Annotated in this window: 11 protein-coding genes and 3 tRNA genes; 6 read left to right on the forward strand and 8 right to left on the reverse strand. The window is 41.2% G+C overall.

The genetic code is table 11. From position 1 onward, the window contains the following. Positions 1-65 precede the first annotated feature (65 nt). The 5 genes from AC37HE_RS04015 (at position 66) to AC37HE_RS04035 (ending at position 4,407) form a co-directional block, all read left to right on the forward strand. On the forward strand, positions 66-1,253 hold the full coding sequence (locus tag AC37HE_RS04015; protein WP_500781498.1) for a lipoprotein N-acyltransferase Lnb domain-containing protein: 1,188 nt from the start codon (positions 66-68) through the stop codon (positions 1,251-1,253). Between the two features lie 139 nt (positions 1,254-1,392). Then, a complete protein-coding gene (gene mutS, locus AC37HE_RS04020; protein WP_500781499.1) occupies positions 1,393-4,011 on the forward strand; it encodes a DNA mismatch repair protein MutS in 2,619 nt (872 codons plus the stop codon). A gap of 125 nt (positions 4,012-4,136) precedes the next feature. Beyond that, positions 4,137-4,212, forward strand: a tRNA-Gly gene (locus AC37HE_RS04025). A 10-nt stretch (positions 4,213-4,222) separates the two neighbouring features. Next, positions 4,223-4,307, forward strand: a tRNA-Leu gene (locus AC37HE_RS04030). A 24-nt stretch (positions 4,308-4,331) separates the two neighbouring features. Beyond that, positions 4,332-4,407 (forward strand) — tRNA-Gly (locus AC37HE_RS04035). A gap of 211 nt (positions 4,408-4,618) precedes the next feature. Here the strand turns inward: AC37HE_RS04035 and AC37HE_RS04040 are convergent. The 8 genes from AC37HE_RS04040 to nadB form a co-directional block, all read right to left on the reverse strand. Continuing rightward, on the reverse strand, positions 4,619-5,554 hold the full coding sequence (locus AC37HE_RS04040; protein WP_500781500.1) for a glycoside hydrolase family 43 protein: 936 nt from the start codon (positions 5,552-5,554) through the stop codon (positions 4,619-4,621). A 121-nt stretch (positions 5,555-5,675) separates the two neighbouring features. Beyond that, positions 5,676-7,793 carry a peptidylprolyl isomerase gene (locus tag AC37HE_RS04045; protein WP_500781501.1) on the reverse strand — a complete coding sequence of 706 codons (2,118 nt, stop codon included), beginning with the start codon at positions 7,791-7,793 and terminating at the stop codon, positions 5,676-5,678. Between the two features lie 94 nt (positions 7,794-7,887). Then, positions 7,888-9,159 (reverse strand): hemolysin family protein, encoded by a 1,272-nt coding sequence (locus AC37HE_RS04050; protein WP_500781502.1) that lies wholly within the window; start codon positions 9,157-9,159, stop codon positions 7,888-7,890. A 3-nt stretch (positions 9,160-9,162) separates the two neighbouring features. Then, complete coding sequence (gene lptC / locus AC37HE_RS04055) at positions 9,163-9,684, reverse strand: LPS export ABC transporter periplasmic protein LptC (protein WP_500781503.1); 522 nt, start codon at positions 9,682-9,684, stop codon at positions 9,163-9,165. Between the two features lie 49 nt (positions 9,685-9,733). Then, the gene (locus AC37HE_RS04060; protein WP_500781504.1) at positions 9,734-11,374 is read right to left on the reverse strand and encodes a tetratricopeptide repeat protein; all 1,641 of its coding nucleotides are present in this window, start codon (positions 11,372-11,374) and stop codon (positions 9,734-9,736) included. 617 nt (positions 11,375-11,991) lie between these two features. Next, positions 11,992-12,720, reverse strand: a complete 729-nt coding sequence (locus tag AC37HE_RS04065; RefSeq protein ID WP_500781505.1) for a type III pantothenate kinase — start codon at positions 12,718-12,720, stop codon at positions 11,992-11,994. Beyond that, entirely contained in the window at positions 12,717-13,562 is an 846-nt protein-coding gene (gene nadC, locus AC37HE_RS04070) for a carboxylating nicotinate-nucleotide diphosphorylase (protein WP_500781506.1), read from the reverse strand. Before nadC ends, AC37HE_RS04065 begins: the two co-directional genes overlap by 4 nt. Then, positions 13,559-15,130, reverse strand: a complete 1,572-nt coding sequence (nadB, locus tag AC37HE_RS04075; RefSeq protein WP_500781507.1) for an L-aspartate oxidase — start codon at positions 15,128-15,130, stop codon at positions 13,559-13,561. The genes nadC and nadB overlap by 4 nt, the downstream gene beginning before the upstream one ends. A 331-nt stretch (positions 15,131-15,461) precedes the next feature. Between nadB and AC37HE_RS04080 the strand changes: the two genes are divergently transcribed. After that, positions 15,462-16,601: an efflux RND transporter periplasmic adaptor subunit gene (locus AC37HE_RS04080; protein ID WP_500781508.1), complete on the forward strand. Its 1,140-nt coding sequence runs from the start codon at positions 15,462-15,464 to the stop codon at positions 16,599-16,601. Positions 16,602-16,603: the final 2 nt, after the last annotated feature.

Genomic DNA, 16,603 nt, shown 5'->3' on the forward strand with positions numbered 1-16,603 from the left:
TTCGTAAAAAGATTCAGGTTGTTTCACGGTTTGGCGGCTTTTTAGTTCTTTTGAATAAAAAAATTGTGAAACGAATCCTCCTTTTGGTCGCCATCCTTGCCGGCCTGACAATGAAATCTTACAGTCAGAAGATCGTTTTGAGTGATCAAGCTGAAATTAGTGTCATGACCTGTGGAGTCAGCGACTTAATTCACGCCATTTATGGCCATACGGCTGTTCGGGTGAATGATCCTTTAAAACATTGGGATGTGGTTTTTAACTACGGTGTGTTTAGCTTCCGGGAACCAAATTTCGTTTACCGTTTTGCGAAAGGAAATGCAAATTACATGCTGGCTCCCGAACGGTACAACGATTTTTACGATAGTTATATTCGTAATGGACGGAGTATTCGTGAGCAGGTTTTAAACCTTTCGCAGGATGAGAAGCAGCAAATGCTGAATTTCCTGCTTAATAATGCAAAGCCAGAGAATAGGGAATATCGTTATGACTTCTTTTTCGATAATTGTGCTACGCGGGTTCGCGATTTGATTGAAAATCAGGTGAACGGGAAAATTGAGTTTCCGGGGCAAGGGGATGGGATGACTTTTCGGCAACATGTAACGCGGTATCAGCAAATTTTGCCATGGACGAACTTTGGAATTCAATTGGTTTTGGGCAGTCCGGCCGATAAACAGGCTTCAGCATATGAGGAGATGTTTTTGCCACAATATTTATTTAAGCATTTTGCCGGAGCTAAAATTATTGCTGATGGAGTAAGCCGTTCGCTGGTGAAAAAAACGAACCTGATTTACGATGCCCCGGATGTGACCGTTTCAAAACTTGTTATTTATTCGCCCGAACTCATTCTGTTTGGACTTTTCATACTGGTGTTTGTGATTACTTTCCGACAATTGAAACGGGGTAAAATCTCTTATGGTATCGATTATTTACTGCTGTTCATTCATGGCTTAATCGGTATCGTACTATTGTGGTTCTTCTTGTATTCGGAGCACCCCGAGATGAAAGCAAACTACAATCAGTTGTGGGGTATTTGGTTAAATTTCCCCTTCCTGTTTTTATGGATGATTAAACCTTTACGCTCCGTGTTGCGCTGGTATTGGGTTTTTCTTTCCGGCTGGTTATTGCTGTTTTTACCGCTGAGCTTGATTTTACCTCAGCAGTTCGAAACGGGTTTTTACCTGCTTATTGCCATGATGTTGTGTCGTTCCTTGCTACATAGCCGTTTCTTATTGACCCGGAAGTCGTTTTCGTAGCTTTTAGGTGCTTATTTTTCTTTGAAACAAGACCTCTTGTGGTAACTTGTTGAAAAGTTTCAAAGAAGTAAGTGTTAAGCTTTTTCAAACTTGAAAACACTCCTTTATCTTTGTTGGCTAAGTACAAAAAACGAAGGATTTGTCGAAAGAAAAGAAATATGTGGAAACGCCTTTGATGAAGCAGTATTATGCGATCAAAGGGAAGCATCCGGATGCAATTCTGTTATTTCGGGTGGGCGACTTTTATGAGACTTTTGGAGACGATGCAGTTAGAGCTGCCGAGATCTTGGGCATTACTTTAACACGTAGGGCAAATGGCTCGGCTAGCTATGTCGAATTGGCCGGATTTCCGTATCATGCCCTGGATACCTACTTGCCGAAACTGGTTCGGGCCGGACAACGTGTGGCCATTTGTGAGCAGTTGGAAGATCCCAAAATGACCAAGAAGATCGTGAAACGCGGAATTACCGAGTTGGTAACTCCGGGGGTTTCAATTAACGACAATATTCTTGAAAACCGAGAGAATAATTTTTTGGCCTCTGTTCATTTTGATAAAAAAATGGGTGGTGTTGCTTTTCTTGATATTTCGACTGGTGAATTTTTAACTGCTGAAGGCAGTTTTGAATACATCGATAAGCTGCTTAATTCCTTTAAACCGAAAGAGGTTCTTTACCAAAAAGGGAAAGGAAATGAATTTACAGAGCACTTTGGCGGTAAATTTTACACCTACACGATGGACGATTGGGTTTATACCGAAGATGCTTCAACCGATCGGCTGCTTCGTCATTTCGAAACTAAATCGTTGAAGGGGTACGGGGTTCATGAACTCAACTATGGAGTGATTGCTTCGGGAGCGATATTGCATTATCTCGATTTGACCCAGCACACGCAGGTACAACATATCACGGCACTTTCGCGCATTGAGGAAGATAAATATGTTTGGCTAGATCGTTTTACCATCCGGAACCTGGAATTGTTTGGTATTATCAATGAAGGGGCCAAAACCCTGGTGAATGTGTTGGATAAAACGATTTCGCCCATGGGATCCCGCATGCTGAAACGCTGGATTGCCTTACCGTTGAAAGATGTTACGGCTATCAATGAGCGTTTGTCGGTTGTAGAATACTTTATTGAGACTGAAAATGAAATTGAAGAGCTACAGGCACATCTCCGTCAAATAGGAGATCTCGAAAGGATCATCTCGAAAGTAGCTGTTGGGAGGATTAATCCACGGGAAGTGATTCAGCTGAGAAATGCCCTGTATGCGATAGAGCCAATTAAAGAATATGCCGCCAAAGTTGATAACCCGGTATTGAATCGCTTTGCTGAGCAATTGAATCCGTGTCTTTCCATTCGGGAACGTATTGAAAAGGAAATTGCCAATGATCCACCCATGCTGCTGCATAAAGGGAATGTGATTAAAGATGGTGTTTCTGAAGAGCTGGACGATTTGCGGAATATTCAATATTCCGGGAAAGATTATTTGAATCAGATGCAGGAGCGGGAATCGGAAAGAACAGGTATTCCTTCTCTGAAAATTGCCTTTAATAATGTTTTCGGGTATTATATCGAAGTTCGGAATACACATAAAGATAAAGTTCCGCCCGAATGGATTCGTAAGCAAACCTTAGTTAGTGCCGAGCGATACATCACCGAGGAGTTAAAAGAGTACGAAAGTAAGATTTTGGGTGCTGAAGAAAAGATTCTGGCTCTCGAAGGAAAGTTGTTTAATGATTTGGTGATTGCTCTGACCGAATATATTCAGACTGTTCAGCTAAATGCTGTGGTTATTGCGCGACTCGATTGTTTGCTTTCCTTTGCGACATGTGCTCTTCAAAATAATTACTCGAAACCCGAGGTGAACGATACCAAGGTGATTGAGATTAAGGAGGGACGTCACCCGGTGATTGAGCAACAATTACCAATTGGCGAAGAATATATCAGTAATGATGTGTTCCTGGATCAGGACGACCAGCAAGTCATCATTATTACCGGACCCAACATGGCTGGTAAATCGGCTTTATTACGCCAAACGGCTTTGATTGTGCTGATGTCGCAGATGGGCTCTTATGTGCCTGCTAAGTCGGCAAGCATTGGCTATGTCGATAAGATTTTCACCCGCGTGGGAGCATCGGATAATATCTCGCTTGGAGAATCAACTTTTATGGTTGAGATGAATGAGGCGGCCAGTATCCTGAATAATATTTCGGATCGGAGTTTAATCCTGCTGGATGAACTGGGACGAGGTACTTCTACTTATGATGGTATTTCGATTGCCTGGTCAATTGTGGAATACATTCATGAGCACCCGCAAGCCAAAGCAAAGACTTTGTTTGCAACGCACTATCATGAACTGAACGAGATGGAACGTTCGTTTGGACGAGTAAAAAATTACAATGTTAGCGTGAAGGAAGTTAGCAATAAGGTAATTTTCCTGCGTAAGCTGGTGCGCGGTGGAAGTAACCACAGTTTTGGTATCCATGTAGCACGAATGGCTGGTATGCCGCCTTCAGTTGTTAATCGGGCCGATGAGATTTTGGTACAGCTGGAAGGGGATAACCGGAAGGAGAGCCTGGCCAAACCGTTGGACGGAATGGCAGAGAAGCGCGAAGGCTTTCAATTAAGCTTTTTTCAGATGGATGATCCGGTTTTAAAGGCCATTCGGGATGAAATTCGGAACCTCGATGTGAATAATTTGACACCAATTGAAGCCTTGAATAAATTAAATGAAATCAAGAAATTATCTGGTTTAAAGTAGCTTTAGTTGCAGGGTTAAAAAATGATTTCAAAATTTGAAACTTTATTTTTGGAGAAATAAAAATTAGCAATATATTTGCATCGCTGTTACGGAAACGGGGCAGCAAGAAGTTCTAAAAGTATTATGCGAGAGTAGCTCAGTTGGTAGAGCACAACCTTGCCAAGGTTGGGGTCGCGGGTTCGAATCCCGTCTCTCGCTCCATATCCAGGATGCCCGGATGGTGGAATTGGTAGACACGTTGGACTTAAAATCCAATGATCATTACGATCGTGCGGGTTCAAGTCCCGCTCCGGGTACTTTAATACTTTTAAAAAGGAATTGCGAGAGTAGCTCAGTTGGTAGAGCACAACCTTGCCAAGGTTGGGGTCGCGGGTTCGAATCCCGTCTCTCGCTCCATCCATTAAAAAAGAGATGTTCTGAATCAGGATGTCTCTTTTGCTTTTTAATCCAATATTTATTTCGGTCGCTTTATTTGTCTCTAAGGATAATAAAGGACTGTTTTACCCCAATGGAATATCTCTTAAAAAATATTTCCCGATATTTAGCATCTGTTCTAGATTAACTACATACCGGGAAATGTGATTTCTCTAAAGCTTATTCCGATCTGCTATTTGAAATGATTTAACAGATTGGTTAATACGGATTCGTTAGCCTTAAAAACAGTGCCGTGGCGCGTTCCTTCAGGGAAACTGATTGAATCGTTGATGGTCTCCCAGTTTTTCAAATCAGACGACTGAATGGCTCCCATGTGGTGACGTGTGTATTCGTCGTAATAAACCACCCATTTACCGTTAACATTAGTAACGGTTGGACCTTCAACCCAATTCGGAGAAATAGGTTCTGATATTAATTTGTAGCCTCCGTAAAGCGATTTGCTGCTGGCGATCCGGATATGCTTTTTAACGGGGTTTTTAGTTTCGTCTTTCAAAAACATCAGGTACTCACCGTTAATTTTTTGAATAGTGGCGTCAATCACATTAAAGCCTTCGTCGTACAGCAATTTTGTTGGGCTATAGGTGACAAAATCTTTTGTGGTGGTGTAATACATGCGGTGGTTGTATCCACCGTCTCCCTGGCTTTCTCCGGCTTCGAAGCGTCCGGGGATAGTTGTTGCCCAGTAAATCATGTATTGGGCACTGTCGGCGTCGTAAATAATCTCCGGAGCCCAACAGTTGCGTGCTGTCGGTTCATCTTCCATAACGGGTACAAATTGTTGCTTTGACCAGTTTATTAAATCATCGGAAGAAGCGTAACCAATACCACGGTCGTTCCAACTGACCGTCCAAACCATGTGAAATTTGTGATCCGGACCTTGAATGATGCACGGATCACGCATCAACTTATCGTCGGCAACTGTTGGTGTTAAGATAGATTGATCGTTGTTTAGAGCCTTAAAATGGTACCCATCGTAGCTGTAGGCTAAATGGAGGCCATCTTGGCCATTATCCTTGAAGTAGGAGAACATGTAAACTTGTTTGGGGGCTTTCGTGCATGCCGTAAAGGCCAAAGTTAGCACTAGTGAGAGTAATAGTAGTTTTTTCATTTGATGTATGGTTTTTTCAAAAATAACAAAAAAGTCAATAATACTCTTATGGCTTGTTTAGAACAAAAAAAAGAAGCAGACTGTGCAGCCTGCTTCTTCCTGTATTTTTGGTCGAAATCGATTAATAGAATTTCGCTCTTCTGTCTTCAATTTCTGCAGCTTTCTTTTGTGCATCAAAAGCCTGGTAGTTGGCCCGATAAGCTAAAGCTTGTTCCATACGTGCCTTTTCAGCATCAACATTGGTATTTTGTAATTCGTTGATGGCAGTCACCTCCGTGATATATACACCGCGGTTTCCTTTTATAGGAGCTGAAATTTTTCCTTTTTCCATGCTTACGACTGTACCAACAACTGCAGGCTCAACACCAATAACAGGTACTGAATACAAGTCAAAGTGGATGTTTGATGCAGTTTGAACATCTGTACCAAGGTCTGTTGCAATCGCATCCATATTGCCGGCTTTGGCAGCTTCGCTCATTTTTTGAACTAAAGCGTCACCCTTTTTCTCTTTCAGTACTGCTAATTTGATTGTTGGCATTACTTCAGCAAAGGGAGTGTAACCTTCATCTTGAATTCCGGCAAGTTTAGCCACTACGAAATTGTCTCCAAATTCGAAGATGGTTGAACCTTCATTATTCGTCAGAATGTCGTTTTTGTCCGCTTGATATGCCGCACGAATTAATGTGCGTGAATCTTTCAGTCCTGCAATTTGACGGTCGTTTTCAGCAACGCGGGCAACACGTTTGTTTAACCCTTGTTCTTTAATTGCCGCATCGAAATCAGATCCGCTTGGGTTTTCACTGGCAAATTTGCTAGCTTGAGAATATACCAATTGGAACGTTTTTGTACTTGGCTCAATATTTCGAACTAATTCGGCCAGACGAACTTGCTTAACTTCTTTTCCTTTTTTTGTTGGTTGCAGCAGGTGAACCCCAAATTGAGTTGTAACAACGTACAATTTGTTTACATCACCATTGAATGCAGCATCTTCGAAAGGTTTTACCATTTGGTTGCGTTTGAACCAGCCTAAGTCTCCACCTTTAGCAGCTGAGCCCGGGTCCGCAGAATATTGTTTCGCTAATGATGCAAAGTTCGCTCCTTTTTCAATCAGGTTTTTAAGGCTGTCGGCTAAGGCTACTGCTTTATCAAGACTTCCTACAGTTTGCGGATTGATCAGGATGTGGCGGGCTTGAACAGAATCAGGAAGCTCTTTGATATCGTCAATTTTTACCAAGCGATAAGCATTGTTTTCTTTGATTGGTCCAAATACATCACCCACTTTACCACTGAATGCTTCATCAGCAATATTAGCTGGTAAATCTTCTTTTTTCTCGTAAACATCCTGAAAACGTACGTCTGAATTTACATTCACATATTGTTTGTTGTCCGGTGTGCTGGCGAACTCGTCTTTGGCATCTTCAATCCACTTCAGGGTATTGGCATCGTCTTCCTCAGTTGCAGTAACCGGGAATACCATATAGTCAATTGTACGCGAAGCAGATTGTTTGTAATTTTCCTGGTGCTCATCGTAGTAAGCTTTCATATCGCTTTCAGTTACCGTAACAGCACTGTCGGAAATTGAACTGTAAGGCAAGCTAACAAATTCAATGTTCACGTTCTTATTCTTTTCGTTCAGACTGTTTTGTGCTTCTGCGTCTGTTACAAACAAACCTTTGCTAACCAAGTTGTTGTATTTTGTTTGAATACGTTCTTGCTTAATTTGGTCTTCGATATATAACCAATAGGCTTTTTGTTGTGCCGTTGCAGCTCCTGAGTTAATTGCTCTCAGGAAGTTTAAAATTGCAGAACGGTCAACCTGTCCTGTTTGTTGGTTTGTAAACAACTGTTGGATAATCGGGTGAAGGTGAGATCCTTGAACAAGATCGAACAATTCGTCACCGGTAACGGTCAACCCAAGGTCTTTATAAACGTTGGACATAACCCCTTTGCGGACATATTCTTGCCACACTTGCTCCCGAATTTGAGCCCGGGCATCGTCGTTTAACTGTGTTTGGCCGGTATTCATTTTGTAGATTTCGGAAGTCTCATCTACTTTTTGCTGGAAATCAGGGTATTGAATTGATTCACCGTTGATTTCAGCAATTTTTAATTGGTTAGGTCTTAATAATGAACTACTTGCATTTAAGATGTCTCCTAAAATAAAAGCGACTAACGCAAGCCCGATAATAATTGCTACTAAGATACCTGCACGATTTCGAATTTTCTGTAAGGTAGCCATTTACTTATTATTCTTAATTTAGTTGTTTACTTAATTTTTTAGCGGTACGAAGATAACAATTTTAGTATTGAAACCTTAATAAACCGTTTTAATTTTAGCTGTTGTCTAATATGTGCAACTTGACCAACTCGATGCGAGTGCTGCTGGCTTTGAGTACTTTAAACTTGAAATTGTCGATCGTTATTACCGTATTGATTTTGGGAATACTTTCGTGATGAAAAAGAATGAAACCGGCGAGGGTTTCAAAATTCTCTTCAACCGGTAGATTCAAGTTGTATTTTTCATTTAGAAAGTCGAGTTCGATTCGTGCAGAAAGGATGTATTCGTTATCGTTTATCTTTCGATCCACAAAATCAACCGTATCATGTTCGTCCTCGATTTCTCCAAAAATTTCTTCTAAAATATCTTCAATAGTGACCATGCCCGATGTTCCTCCAAATTCGTCGACAACGATCGCAATACTGCGGTGTTGCTGAATGAATTTGCTCAGCAGTTTACTGGCCGGCATGGTTTCGGGAACAATTAAAACTTTTCGCAAGTTTTCTTTGATGGATTCCGGATTGGTAAAAATGATCGAATGGTGGATGTAACCGACGATATTATCGATGTTGTCTTTGTACAGAAGAATACGGGAGTAGCCAGTATCGATAAATTTTTGACGAAGTTCTTCGATGTTCGATTCTATTTCCAAAGCTTCTATTTCAGTTCTTGGAACCATGATCTCACGCAATTTTACTTTCGAAAAATCCAGTGCATTTCTGAAGAGCTTAATTTCGTTCTCTAGCTCGTCCTTTGCTGATTGCGTAGCGCTGTCTGGTTCTTTTACAAAATGGTCCAGATCGATTCGGCTGAATACAACTTTCTCTTCATTTTTATCAATAGAAGCTCTGAAGATGAAATTTAGCAACAACTTCGAAAGGGACATGGTTATCCTTGTCAAAGGATAGAAGAGGTAGTAAAAGATGATCAACGGGATTGCGAATACCCGTAAAAATATGTTTGGGTTTATCCGAAACAGTGTTTTGGGTAAAAACTCAGCTGTGAAGAGGATGAGGAGTGTTGACGATACCGTTTGCAGAAAAAGAACAGCTCCTGCGGTCGACAGAAACGAATAGAAAAAGGGTTCCAGTAATTTGGCAAAAGCCACACCATAAATTACCAGTGCAACGTTGTTCCCAACAAGCATGGTGGCAATGTATTGGCCCGGGTTTGCTGTGAATACAGATAAGATCCGGGAGTTTAGCGAATCTTGCTTTTTGTCCAGTTCGAGGCGTAATTTATTGGCTGAGACAAACGCGATTTCCATTCCGGAGAAGAAGGCCGAAAAAATAATTGTGAGTAAAATGGTTATGATCAGGGTTTCCATATGCTATTTTGCAACATCAAGATACAAAGTTCCTGTCGGTTTTTTGATCTCCCAGTTTTCTAAATTTTGGTCCGACTCCATGCCAATTCCGTTAATGACCTGATCCTGACGGATGATCTTTACAAATTTGTCGGTATAAATTTTTCCTGCCTTTTCGTCCCAAATAAGTTCTTCGGTTTTTAGTGAGTCACCCTGTTCGTTTACTGCAATCACGTTGTTTTTAGCCAGCCATTTGTCTTCTTTCTCTAAATGACGGGCATAATTGGCTGTAATTCGGGAAACGACCTTCATTTGAGAATTGTATTTCTCAATCTCAACACCATCGGGAAATTCGGTAAAAGGATCTTTCTCCTGATCGTACCGAATTAGTTTTGGTGCAATTAGCTTAAAACGGACTACCGCTGAATCCGAGTAGAGCATTTCAAAATGTTCGGCTTCCATCCCGGGTAATTTCTCTGCAGCAGAGAACTCTTTTATTTTTTCAATCTTATTGGCACATGAAAAGAAAAGCACTGCAATTCCCATTAGGAGAATTGCAATGCTTAACTGTTTTTTATGCCGTATTATTAGACTTCTATTTTGCACGTACTGTTGTTGTTTCATTAATCCAACCACCTAGTTTATACGTTTGTCCGTTTTGAAGACCTTGGAAGAACATGGTCTCTTTGTCCGGGAAATAAACGCGGTAAGTGTTGATTTTCTGATTTGCAGTAGCTGCGATATCCGGATCAACACGTTTTGCTTTTTGGTAATAGTCAACGGCTAACCAATATACTGTTGTGTGTTCGAAATCGTCTTTTCCATATGATTTGGCACTTTGTGCGTAAATGTCACCAAGAAGAATCAATGTTCTGCCTGATTTAGGATCGTTTTCCAAAGACTTGCGTGCATAGTCGCGAGCAGCTGCGAATGAATGCTCTTTAGCAAATGTAAACAAAGCCAACTCGTAGTAGTACTTCGCTAACAATTCTTTGTCGGTTTCTGAAGCAATAGCTGTTTTGTAATATTCTTTAGCTTTTGCTACCTCGTCGCGTTTTACGAATAAACGAGCCATGTTGAATGCAGCTTCTGGTGAAGGATCCAATTCGTAAAGTTTTTCAGAAGCAGTAGAGAATAACTCACTTGAAGTACAGTCTTGACGATCCAATGCACGAAGCATTTTTTTCAATGCATCAACATCTTTAGAGATTTCATCGAACTTAGGCTCGTAATAGGCTAATAATGCTTCACAGTCAGCAGCTCCTGAAGTTTGGAATGCTTTGTCTATTTCTTCTTTGGCAACCTGCGCTTTTTCGTCTTTCGGGTCTTTTGCTAATTGGGCTTCGTCAATTTTGCTAAGAATTCCGTAGTTTGCAACAACATCTTCTTTCGGAAGTTCACCCAAAAGGAACAAACTTTTTGTTACCTGCATGTCAATAACCATTACTGCAGCTTCTGACTCGTCACCTTGTAATTTAATTGATTCGCTTAAGTCAGCATAAGCTTTCTTCAGTGCAGCTTTACGTACATCTTCAGAGATGTCAGGGTTTGATAATTTGTATTTTACGTAGTCGGTTGCTTTACGACCCAATACGAAACCTTTTTGATCGAAGTATTTGATACGACGGTCATAAATTGACATCAAAGTGTCGATGTAAGCGTCTTTAGTAGCTTGATCTTTTGCTGCGTCAATTTTAGCTTCGTACATGTTTACCCCGTGGTAGTACAGGTTGATCGACGATTTAGGATATTTGTTGTAAACTTTTTTCCAGTGAGGTAAGGCTGATTTGTAGTCTTTTTGCTTGTAGAATTGGTCATACAAGGTGAATTGACTCATGAATTCAGTATCACCGGCTTTTACCAGTTCCTGGCTTGTTCTTGTATCAACACCCACTTCAGCAGCAGCTCCATCACCTTTTCCAGGGATCGGAGAACCATCAAAACTAAAGTCGATTACATCGCCTTCGTTTCCTGTTAATTCAAGTTTTTTTGATTCGTCTATGAATGTAAATTTTAGGTATTTACATTTTGCAGGATCAATAGTGATTTTGTATTTACCATCAAAACTGGTCATGAACGTTTCATTCGATTTATGCGCCTCAACAGTGATCCCGGCAGCAGGCTTGCTATCGCGATATACGGTTCCGGTGATTACCTTTTGAGCATAGGTCGAAATGCTCATCACGACCACAAAAACAAATGTTAATACTTTGCTTTTAATTAGGAATGATCTCATCTTTTTGAAAATATTTTAGATTACACTTTTATTATTCAAATTCGTTGAAAGCTCAACGCTAACAGAGGGTCAAATATAATCTTATTTTGTCTTTTTGCGAAAGCTATTTATCCTGTCAGCTTCCAAAAAATGTCAATAAAACAATGAGGTACGCTCAAGTATTGTATTTGAAGATCTGATGAATGAAAATCAAAAGTTGTGCCAAATCTCATTATTTGAATACAAAATGGGTAAAACAGGCATGCATGAAGCACTGAGTTAATCTGGTAATTGTAAGTAGTTTGATCGATATTCATCAATGGTCAACAGGGATACTTATGCTTGTTTTTTTGATTAGCTACAGTCTATCTGTCCGTAAATAGGCTACTTCACGCTTTTGAAAAATTTAGTTATGGGTAATCCGAACTGCTTGTTGTGTTTAATTATTGTTTGTGGCGTTTCAACAAAATTGATTCCTTTTAGAATTGTTCAATTCTTTTGTATTTGTGTCAGAAGCGTCAGACTGTTTGGTTTGAAAAATCGTGTTAAGAAATCATCATTTTTTGATGGTGCTCAATTTGGGGAGAAGTCATTGTTGAAAAAAATGGATTAGAACAAGCAAATTGTTATTCCGATTGCTACGCTCGATTAAAGACAAGAATTGCGTTCAACCCTGTTAGTGTTAAATCGGGTAAAAGCTCGGTGTTGCCTTTTAGCTTTTGATGAAGAAACGAGGAGTCTCCTCCCGTTAACAATACTTTCAGCCTGCTATTCTGTGCCGTAAAATAGTTGATATAACCTTGGGTTTCGAAAATAGTGCCTTGTTGCACACCTGCTCTGATTGCCGATTCTGTGTCAAATCCAACCGTTTCGAAATTGTTGCTTAATGAGACCAATGGAAGTTTCCCGGTGAACTGGTTTAGAGCTTTAAATCGGGTTTGCAGTCCCGGAGAGATATTCCCACCAAGGAATTCGTTTTCGGCACTGACAAGGTCAATTGTAATAGCAGTGCCCGCGTCGATAACTAGAAGTGGCGTTTTTGGAAACAGAGTAACCCCACCAACAGCTGCAACAAGGCGGTCAAGGCCTAATGTTTCCGGACTTCGGTAGCGATTGATGATTGGCGTTGGAGTCTTGTGGTTTAACTCGATGAAATGAGCCGTTTTAGTGGTAAGTAGTTCCCTGCATTCTTTTGGGAAATCACGAACGGCCGACAAAATTGCTTTGTCGATCATCGGGAATTCATTAAAAATATCGGATAGAACGGAGGCATCAAGTTGATCGATCAATCCCTTCTTTACAAGGCTGTTCTGATCGAATATAGCCCATTTGCAGCGTGAGTTCCCGATGTCGATCACTAAATTCATGCTTCAATACGCTGGCTAATATCCAAAGCTGTTACTGAATGAGTTAGTGCCCCGATTGAAATGAAGTCTACCCCCGTGGCCGCAACTTCAGGTAAGCGTTCTAGGGTCATATTGCCAGAGGCTTCGGTTCTTGCTTTTCCACTAATTAATTCGACTGCTTGGTGGGTTGTTTCATTGTCCATATTGTCAAGCATGATGATGTCAGCTCCTGCATTCAAGGCTTCCTGCACCTGTTGCAAGTTGGTTGTTTCAACTTCAATTTGAATTTCCGGCGATACTTTGGAACGGATTGATTTTACGGCGGCTGTTATTCCACCTGCAATATCGATATGGTTGTCTTTAATCATTACCAGGTCGTAAAGTCCAACCCTGTGGTTTGTTGCACCACCGGTTTTAACAGCATATTTATCGAGTAAGCGAAAGCCTGGAAGTGTTTTGCGTGTGTCCAGAATTTTGCAGTTGAAATCTTTTACGGCATCCGCGTAAATTCTCGATACGGTAGCAATGCCGGATAAGCGTTGCACAAAATTGAGAGCCGTTCGTTCGCCGGTTAAAATAGCCCGGTAGCTTCCTTCAAACTGAACAACAAGATCTCCTTTGTTTACGCGTTCCCCATCATTGATAAGGATATTCCATTTTAGGCTTGGATCAAGTTTTTTGAAGGTCATTTCAGCAATTTGAAGACCGGCAATAACTCCGTCAGCTTTTGCTCTCCAGAAACCTTTTTTGGTGATTTCTGCAGGGATCAGGTTGTCGGTCGTTAAATCGCCGGAAGCAACGTCTTCCTTTAATGCCAGATCGATCAGATGTTCGGCGGCTTTCAATTCTTCTTGATTCATCATTTTCTAAGTGGGATATATGCTGTTTCCGTTTCTTTTTGAAATACAATATGAAGCCTGAAATCAGGACTTTCTTGTTTATATTCTTCCCGGATATGGCCACCACGGCTTTCTTTGCGGAGTAAGGCCGAGCGGGTTATTAACTCACAGATTTCAACAATCTGGTGGGCTTTCAGAATATTGTAGTCACGTGTGCCTGAGTCTACTTTGGCTCGAATCTCTTCAAACCGGTGTAGAGCGGCTTCCAGTTCCTTGCCGTTGCGAACAATTCCGACATGTCCCGACATTAGATCGGCTACTTCGTTTTTAATTTGAAGGTAAAAATCTTCGTGTTGAGCCAAGTTGGTGTATTCTTCCAATTCAGGAATGGCGATACCCGAATTGGAAATTTCAGCCGCTCTTTGGCTGGCTCTTTTTCCAAAGACCAGACATTCGAGCAGTGAATTGCTAGCTAGTCGGTTAGCTCCCATGACTCCGGTTGAAGCTACTTCGCCACAAGCGAATAAGCCTTGGATGCTTGTTTCGCCGTGAAGACCGGTTTTAATACCGCCAACCATATAATGCGCTGCCGGTGCAATTGGTAATAGGTCTTTGGTCATATCGTATCCAAAGCTTTGCAGCTTGTTGTATATATTAGAGAATCGGTTTCTAATTTTCTCAGGATCCAGGTGGCTTAATGAAAGATAGACATTTGGACTTTGGTCCTTTTTCATTTGTTGGTAAATCGAAAAGGCAACGACATCGCGCGGTGCAAGTTCAGCCAGCGGATGGATATCCTTCATGAAACGTTCGCCGTTCTTATTGAGCAGCCAGGCACCTTCACCCCGTACAGCCTCGCTGATAAGGAAGGCATCTTGATTTTCGATACAAAGTGCCGACGGGTGAAACTGGATGAACTCCATGTCCTCCACTTTAGCTCCGGCATCGTAGGCAATCGATATACCGTCACCAGTAGCTGTATGTGGATTCGTTGTTCGGCTAAAAATTCGAGAAAGCCCTCCGGTTGCCAAGATACAAGCTGGAGCTTCGAAGATTAGATTTTCGCCGTTTACAAAATCAATGGCTTGAACTCCCAGGCAAATGTCGTCTACAACAATTAATTGTGTAACTGCGGTGTATTCGAACGTTTGAATGGATTGCTGTTCGATTACTTTTTGCATCATGAAGCAGGTCAGTTCTTTACCTGTTGCATCACCGCCGGCATGCAGGATGCGTCTTTTGCTGTGTCCGCCTTCAAGCCCAAGGACGAGTTCGCCATTTTTCTTATCAAACTGCATTCCCATTTCGATAAGCTCCAGAATTCGTTCCTTCCCTTCGGTTACCAGAATCTCCACGGCATCTTTTTCGCAAAGTCCGCGTCCGGCAACTAAGGTGTCGTGTGCATGCATCTCAGGAGAATCGTCCGGAGAGATTGCTCCGGCGATACCGCCTTGTGCATAATATGAATTACTGGTATCAAGTTGTGATTTCGTGATAAGTGCTACCGATCCTTTTTTAGAAGCATGGTATGCTGCCGTAAGCCCGGCAAGTCCACTGCCTACGACAATAATGTCAAATGATTTTTTCTGCATGAAAACGGTAAGCTTTCAAATTAATTTGAGAAGCAAAGTTATAAAATCAATTCATATGGATGCTGATTTCTGTTTGGAAGTCGGACAAATTGGGGGAGAGAGGTGTCATTTTTGATATAACCATCCCTATTAAGCATTTCAGTTTCGTTGAAATTGGTTTTCAGAAACTGGACTAATTGATTTCACAAAAGAGTGTAAGATCTATATTTGTCCAGTTGACACAAATTATATCCTATAAATGTTGAAGGATATCTGGGAAGCAATTAAACCTTTACCTTTGTTTGTAATCAAATACCACAACAAACTAATATTGACCTTGAAAAACTAAACCATGAGTTGGAGAAAAATCACTTTTATTATTGCTACTTTGCTTGTGCTGCTGGGCGGTTCTGCAGCATTGTCCTGGCTTTTTATTGAGATGAAACCGGATCCTCCCCGAAAAGACGGAGATGGTCCTCAAAGGTATGTTAAAGCATTGCCCGTTGTTTACACGGATGTTATTTCTCCATTAAAAAGAGAAGGCCGTGTTGTTGCCAGCCACGATGTTTTGCTTGTTGCCGAAGCTGCCGGTAAAATAGAGCCGGGCGAGTTGGCTTTGAAAAAAGGAACTTCATTTAAAAAGGGACAGTTGTTAGCGACCATTTATAAAGATGAAGCTGAGCTGGCTCTGAAAGCCCGGAAAAGTAGTTTTTTGACTTCTCTGTCCGAAATTCTTCCTGATTTAAAGGTTGATTATCCGGATGAATATGATACTTATTATAACTATTTTACCTCGATAGCCTTAGATGAACCACTTCCGGAGTTGCCGGATTCACAAAACGATAAATTGAAAGTGTTTCTTGCCAGTCGCTCAATTTTAAGTGATTATTATGGCTTGTTGCAAGATGAAAAATACCTGAAGCGTCGATCGCTAATTGCTCCTTTCGATGGAACTTTAGCTTCGGTGAATATTGAAGTTGGGGCCTATGTGAATGCGGGGAGTCAGATTGCCCGTATGATCGGTACCGATATTTTGGAAGTTGAAGTGCCGGTAGAGAATCGTAATAGTAAATGGATTAAGCTGGGCGATGAAGTGCAGGTAGCTTCAGGTACCGATGTCTTAAAAGGTGTTGTGGTTCGGAAAGCCGATTTTGTAGATGAAACGACCCAGGCACGAAGTATTTTTGTGAGGGTACGCGATTTTGAAAAAGATGATTTGCTTGCGGGTGAATACAAGGTTGTTGAATTTCCGGGGCAGAAGATTTCCGGGGCAATGGAAATTCCCCGAAATGCTGTCTTTAATTCGAATGTTGTTTTCACTGTGGTTAACGGTGAACTAAAGAAAGCTGAAATTAAGATTCTGAAAGTAAATGAAGTTAGTTTGGTTTTTACAGGACTGCCGGAAGGAACGATGGTTGTTGTTGAACCATTGATTAATGTCAAAGAAAACCTGCCGGTTGAAATTTTGGGGAGTCAGACGAAAAAATCATAAAT

This window comes from Mangrovibacterium sp., from assembly GCF_059905295.1.

Coding starts and splice junctions, on each gene's coding strand:
- AC37HE_RS04060 (WP_500781504.1), bottom strand. CDS start 11,374: ATGAGATCATTCCTAATTAAAAGCAAAGTATTAACATTTGTTTTTGTG.
- AC37HE_RS04040 (WP_500781500.1), bottom strand. CDS start 5,554: ATGAAAAAACTACTATTACTCTCACTAGTGCTAACTTTGGCCTTTACG.
- AC37HE_RS04065 (WP_500781505.1), bottom strand. CDS start 12,720: ATGAATTTAGTGATCGACATCGGGAACTCACGCTGCAAATGGGCTATA.
- AC37HE_RS04045 (WP_500781501.1), bottom strand. CDS start 7,793: ATGGCTACCTTACAGAAAATTCGAAATCGTGCAGGTATCTTAGTAGCA.
- lptC (WP_500781503.1), bottom strand. CDS start 9,684: ATGGGAATTGCAGTGCTTTTCTTTTCATGTGCCAATAAGATTGAAAAA.
- nadC (WP_500781506.1), bottom strand. CDS start 13,562: ATGATGAATCAAGAAGAATTGAAAGCCGCCGAACATCTGATCGATCTG.
- AC37HE_RS04080 (WP_500781508.1), top strand. CDS start 15,462: ATGAGTTGGAGAAAAATCACTTTTATTATTGCTACTTTGCTTGTGCTG.
- nadB (WP_500781507.1), bottom strand. CDS start 15,130: ATGCAGAAAAAATCATTTGACATTATTGTCGTAGGCAGTGGACTTGCC.
- AC37HE_RS04050 (WP_500781502.1), bottom strand. CDS start 9,159: ATGGAAACCCTGATCATAACCATTTTACTCACAATTATTTTTTCGGCC.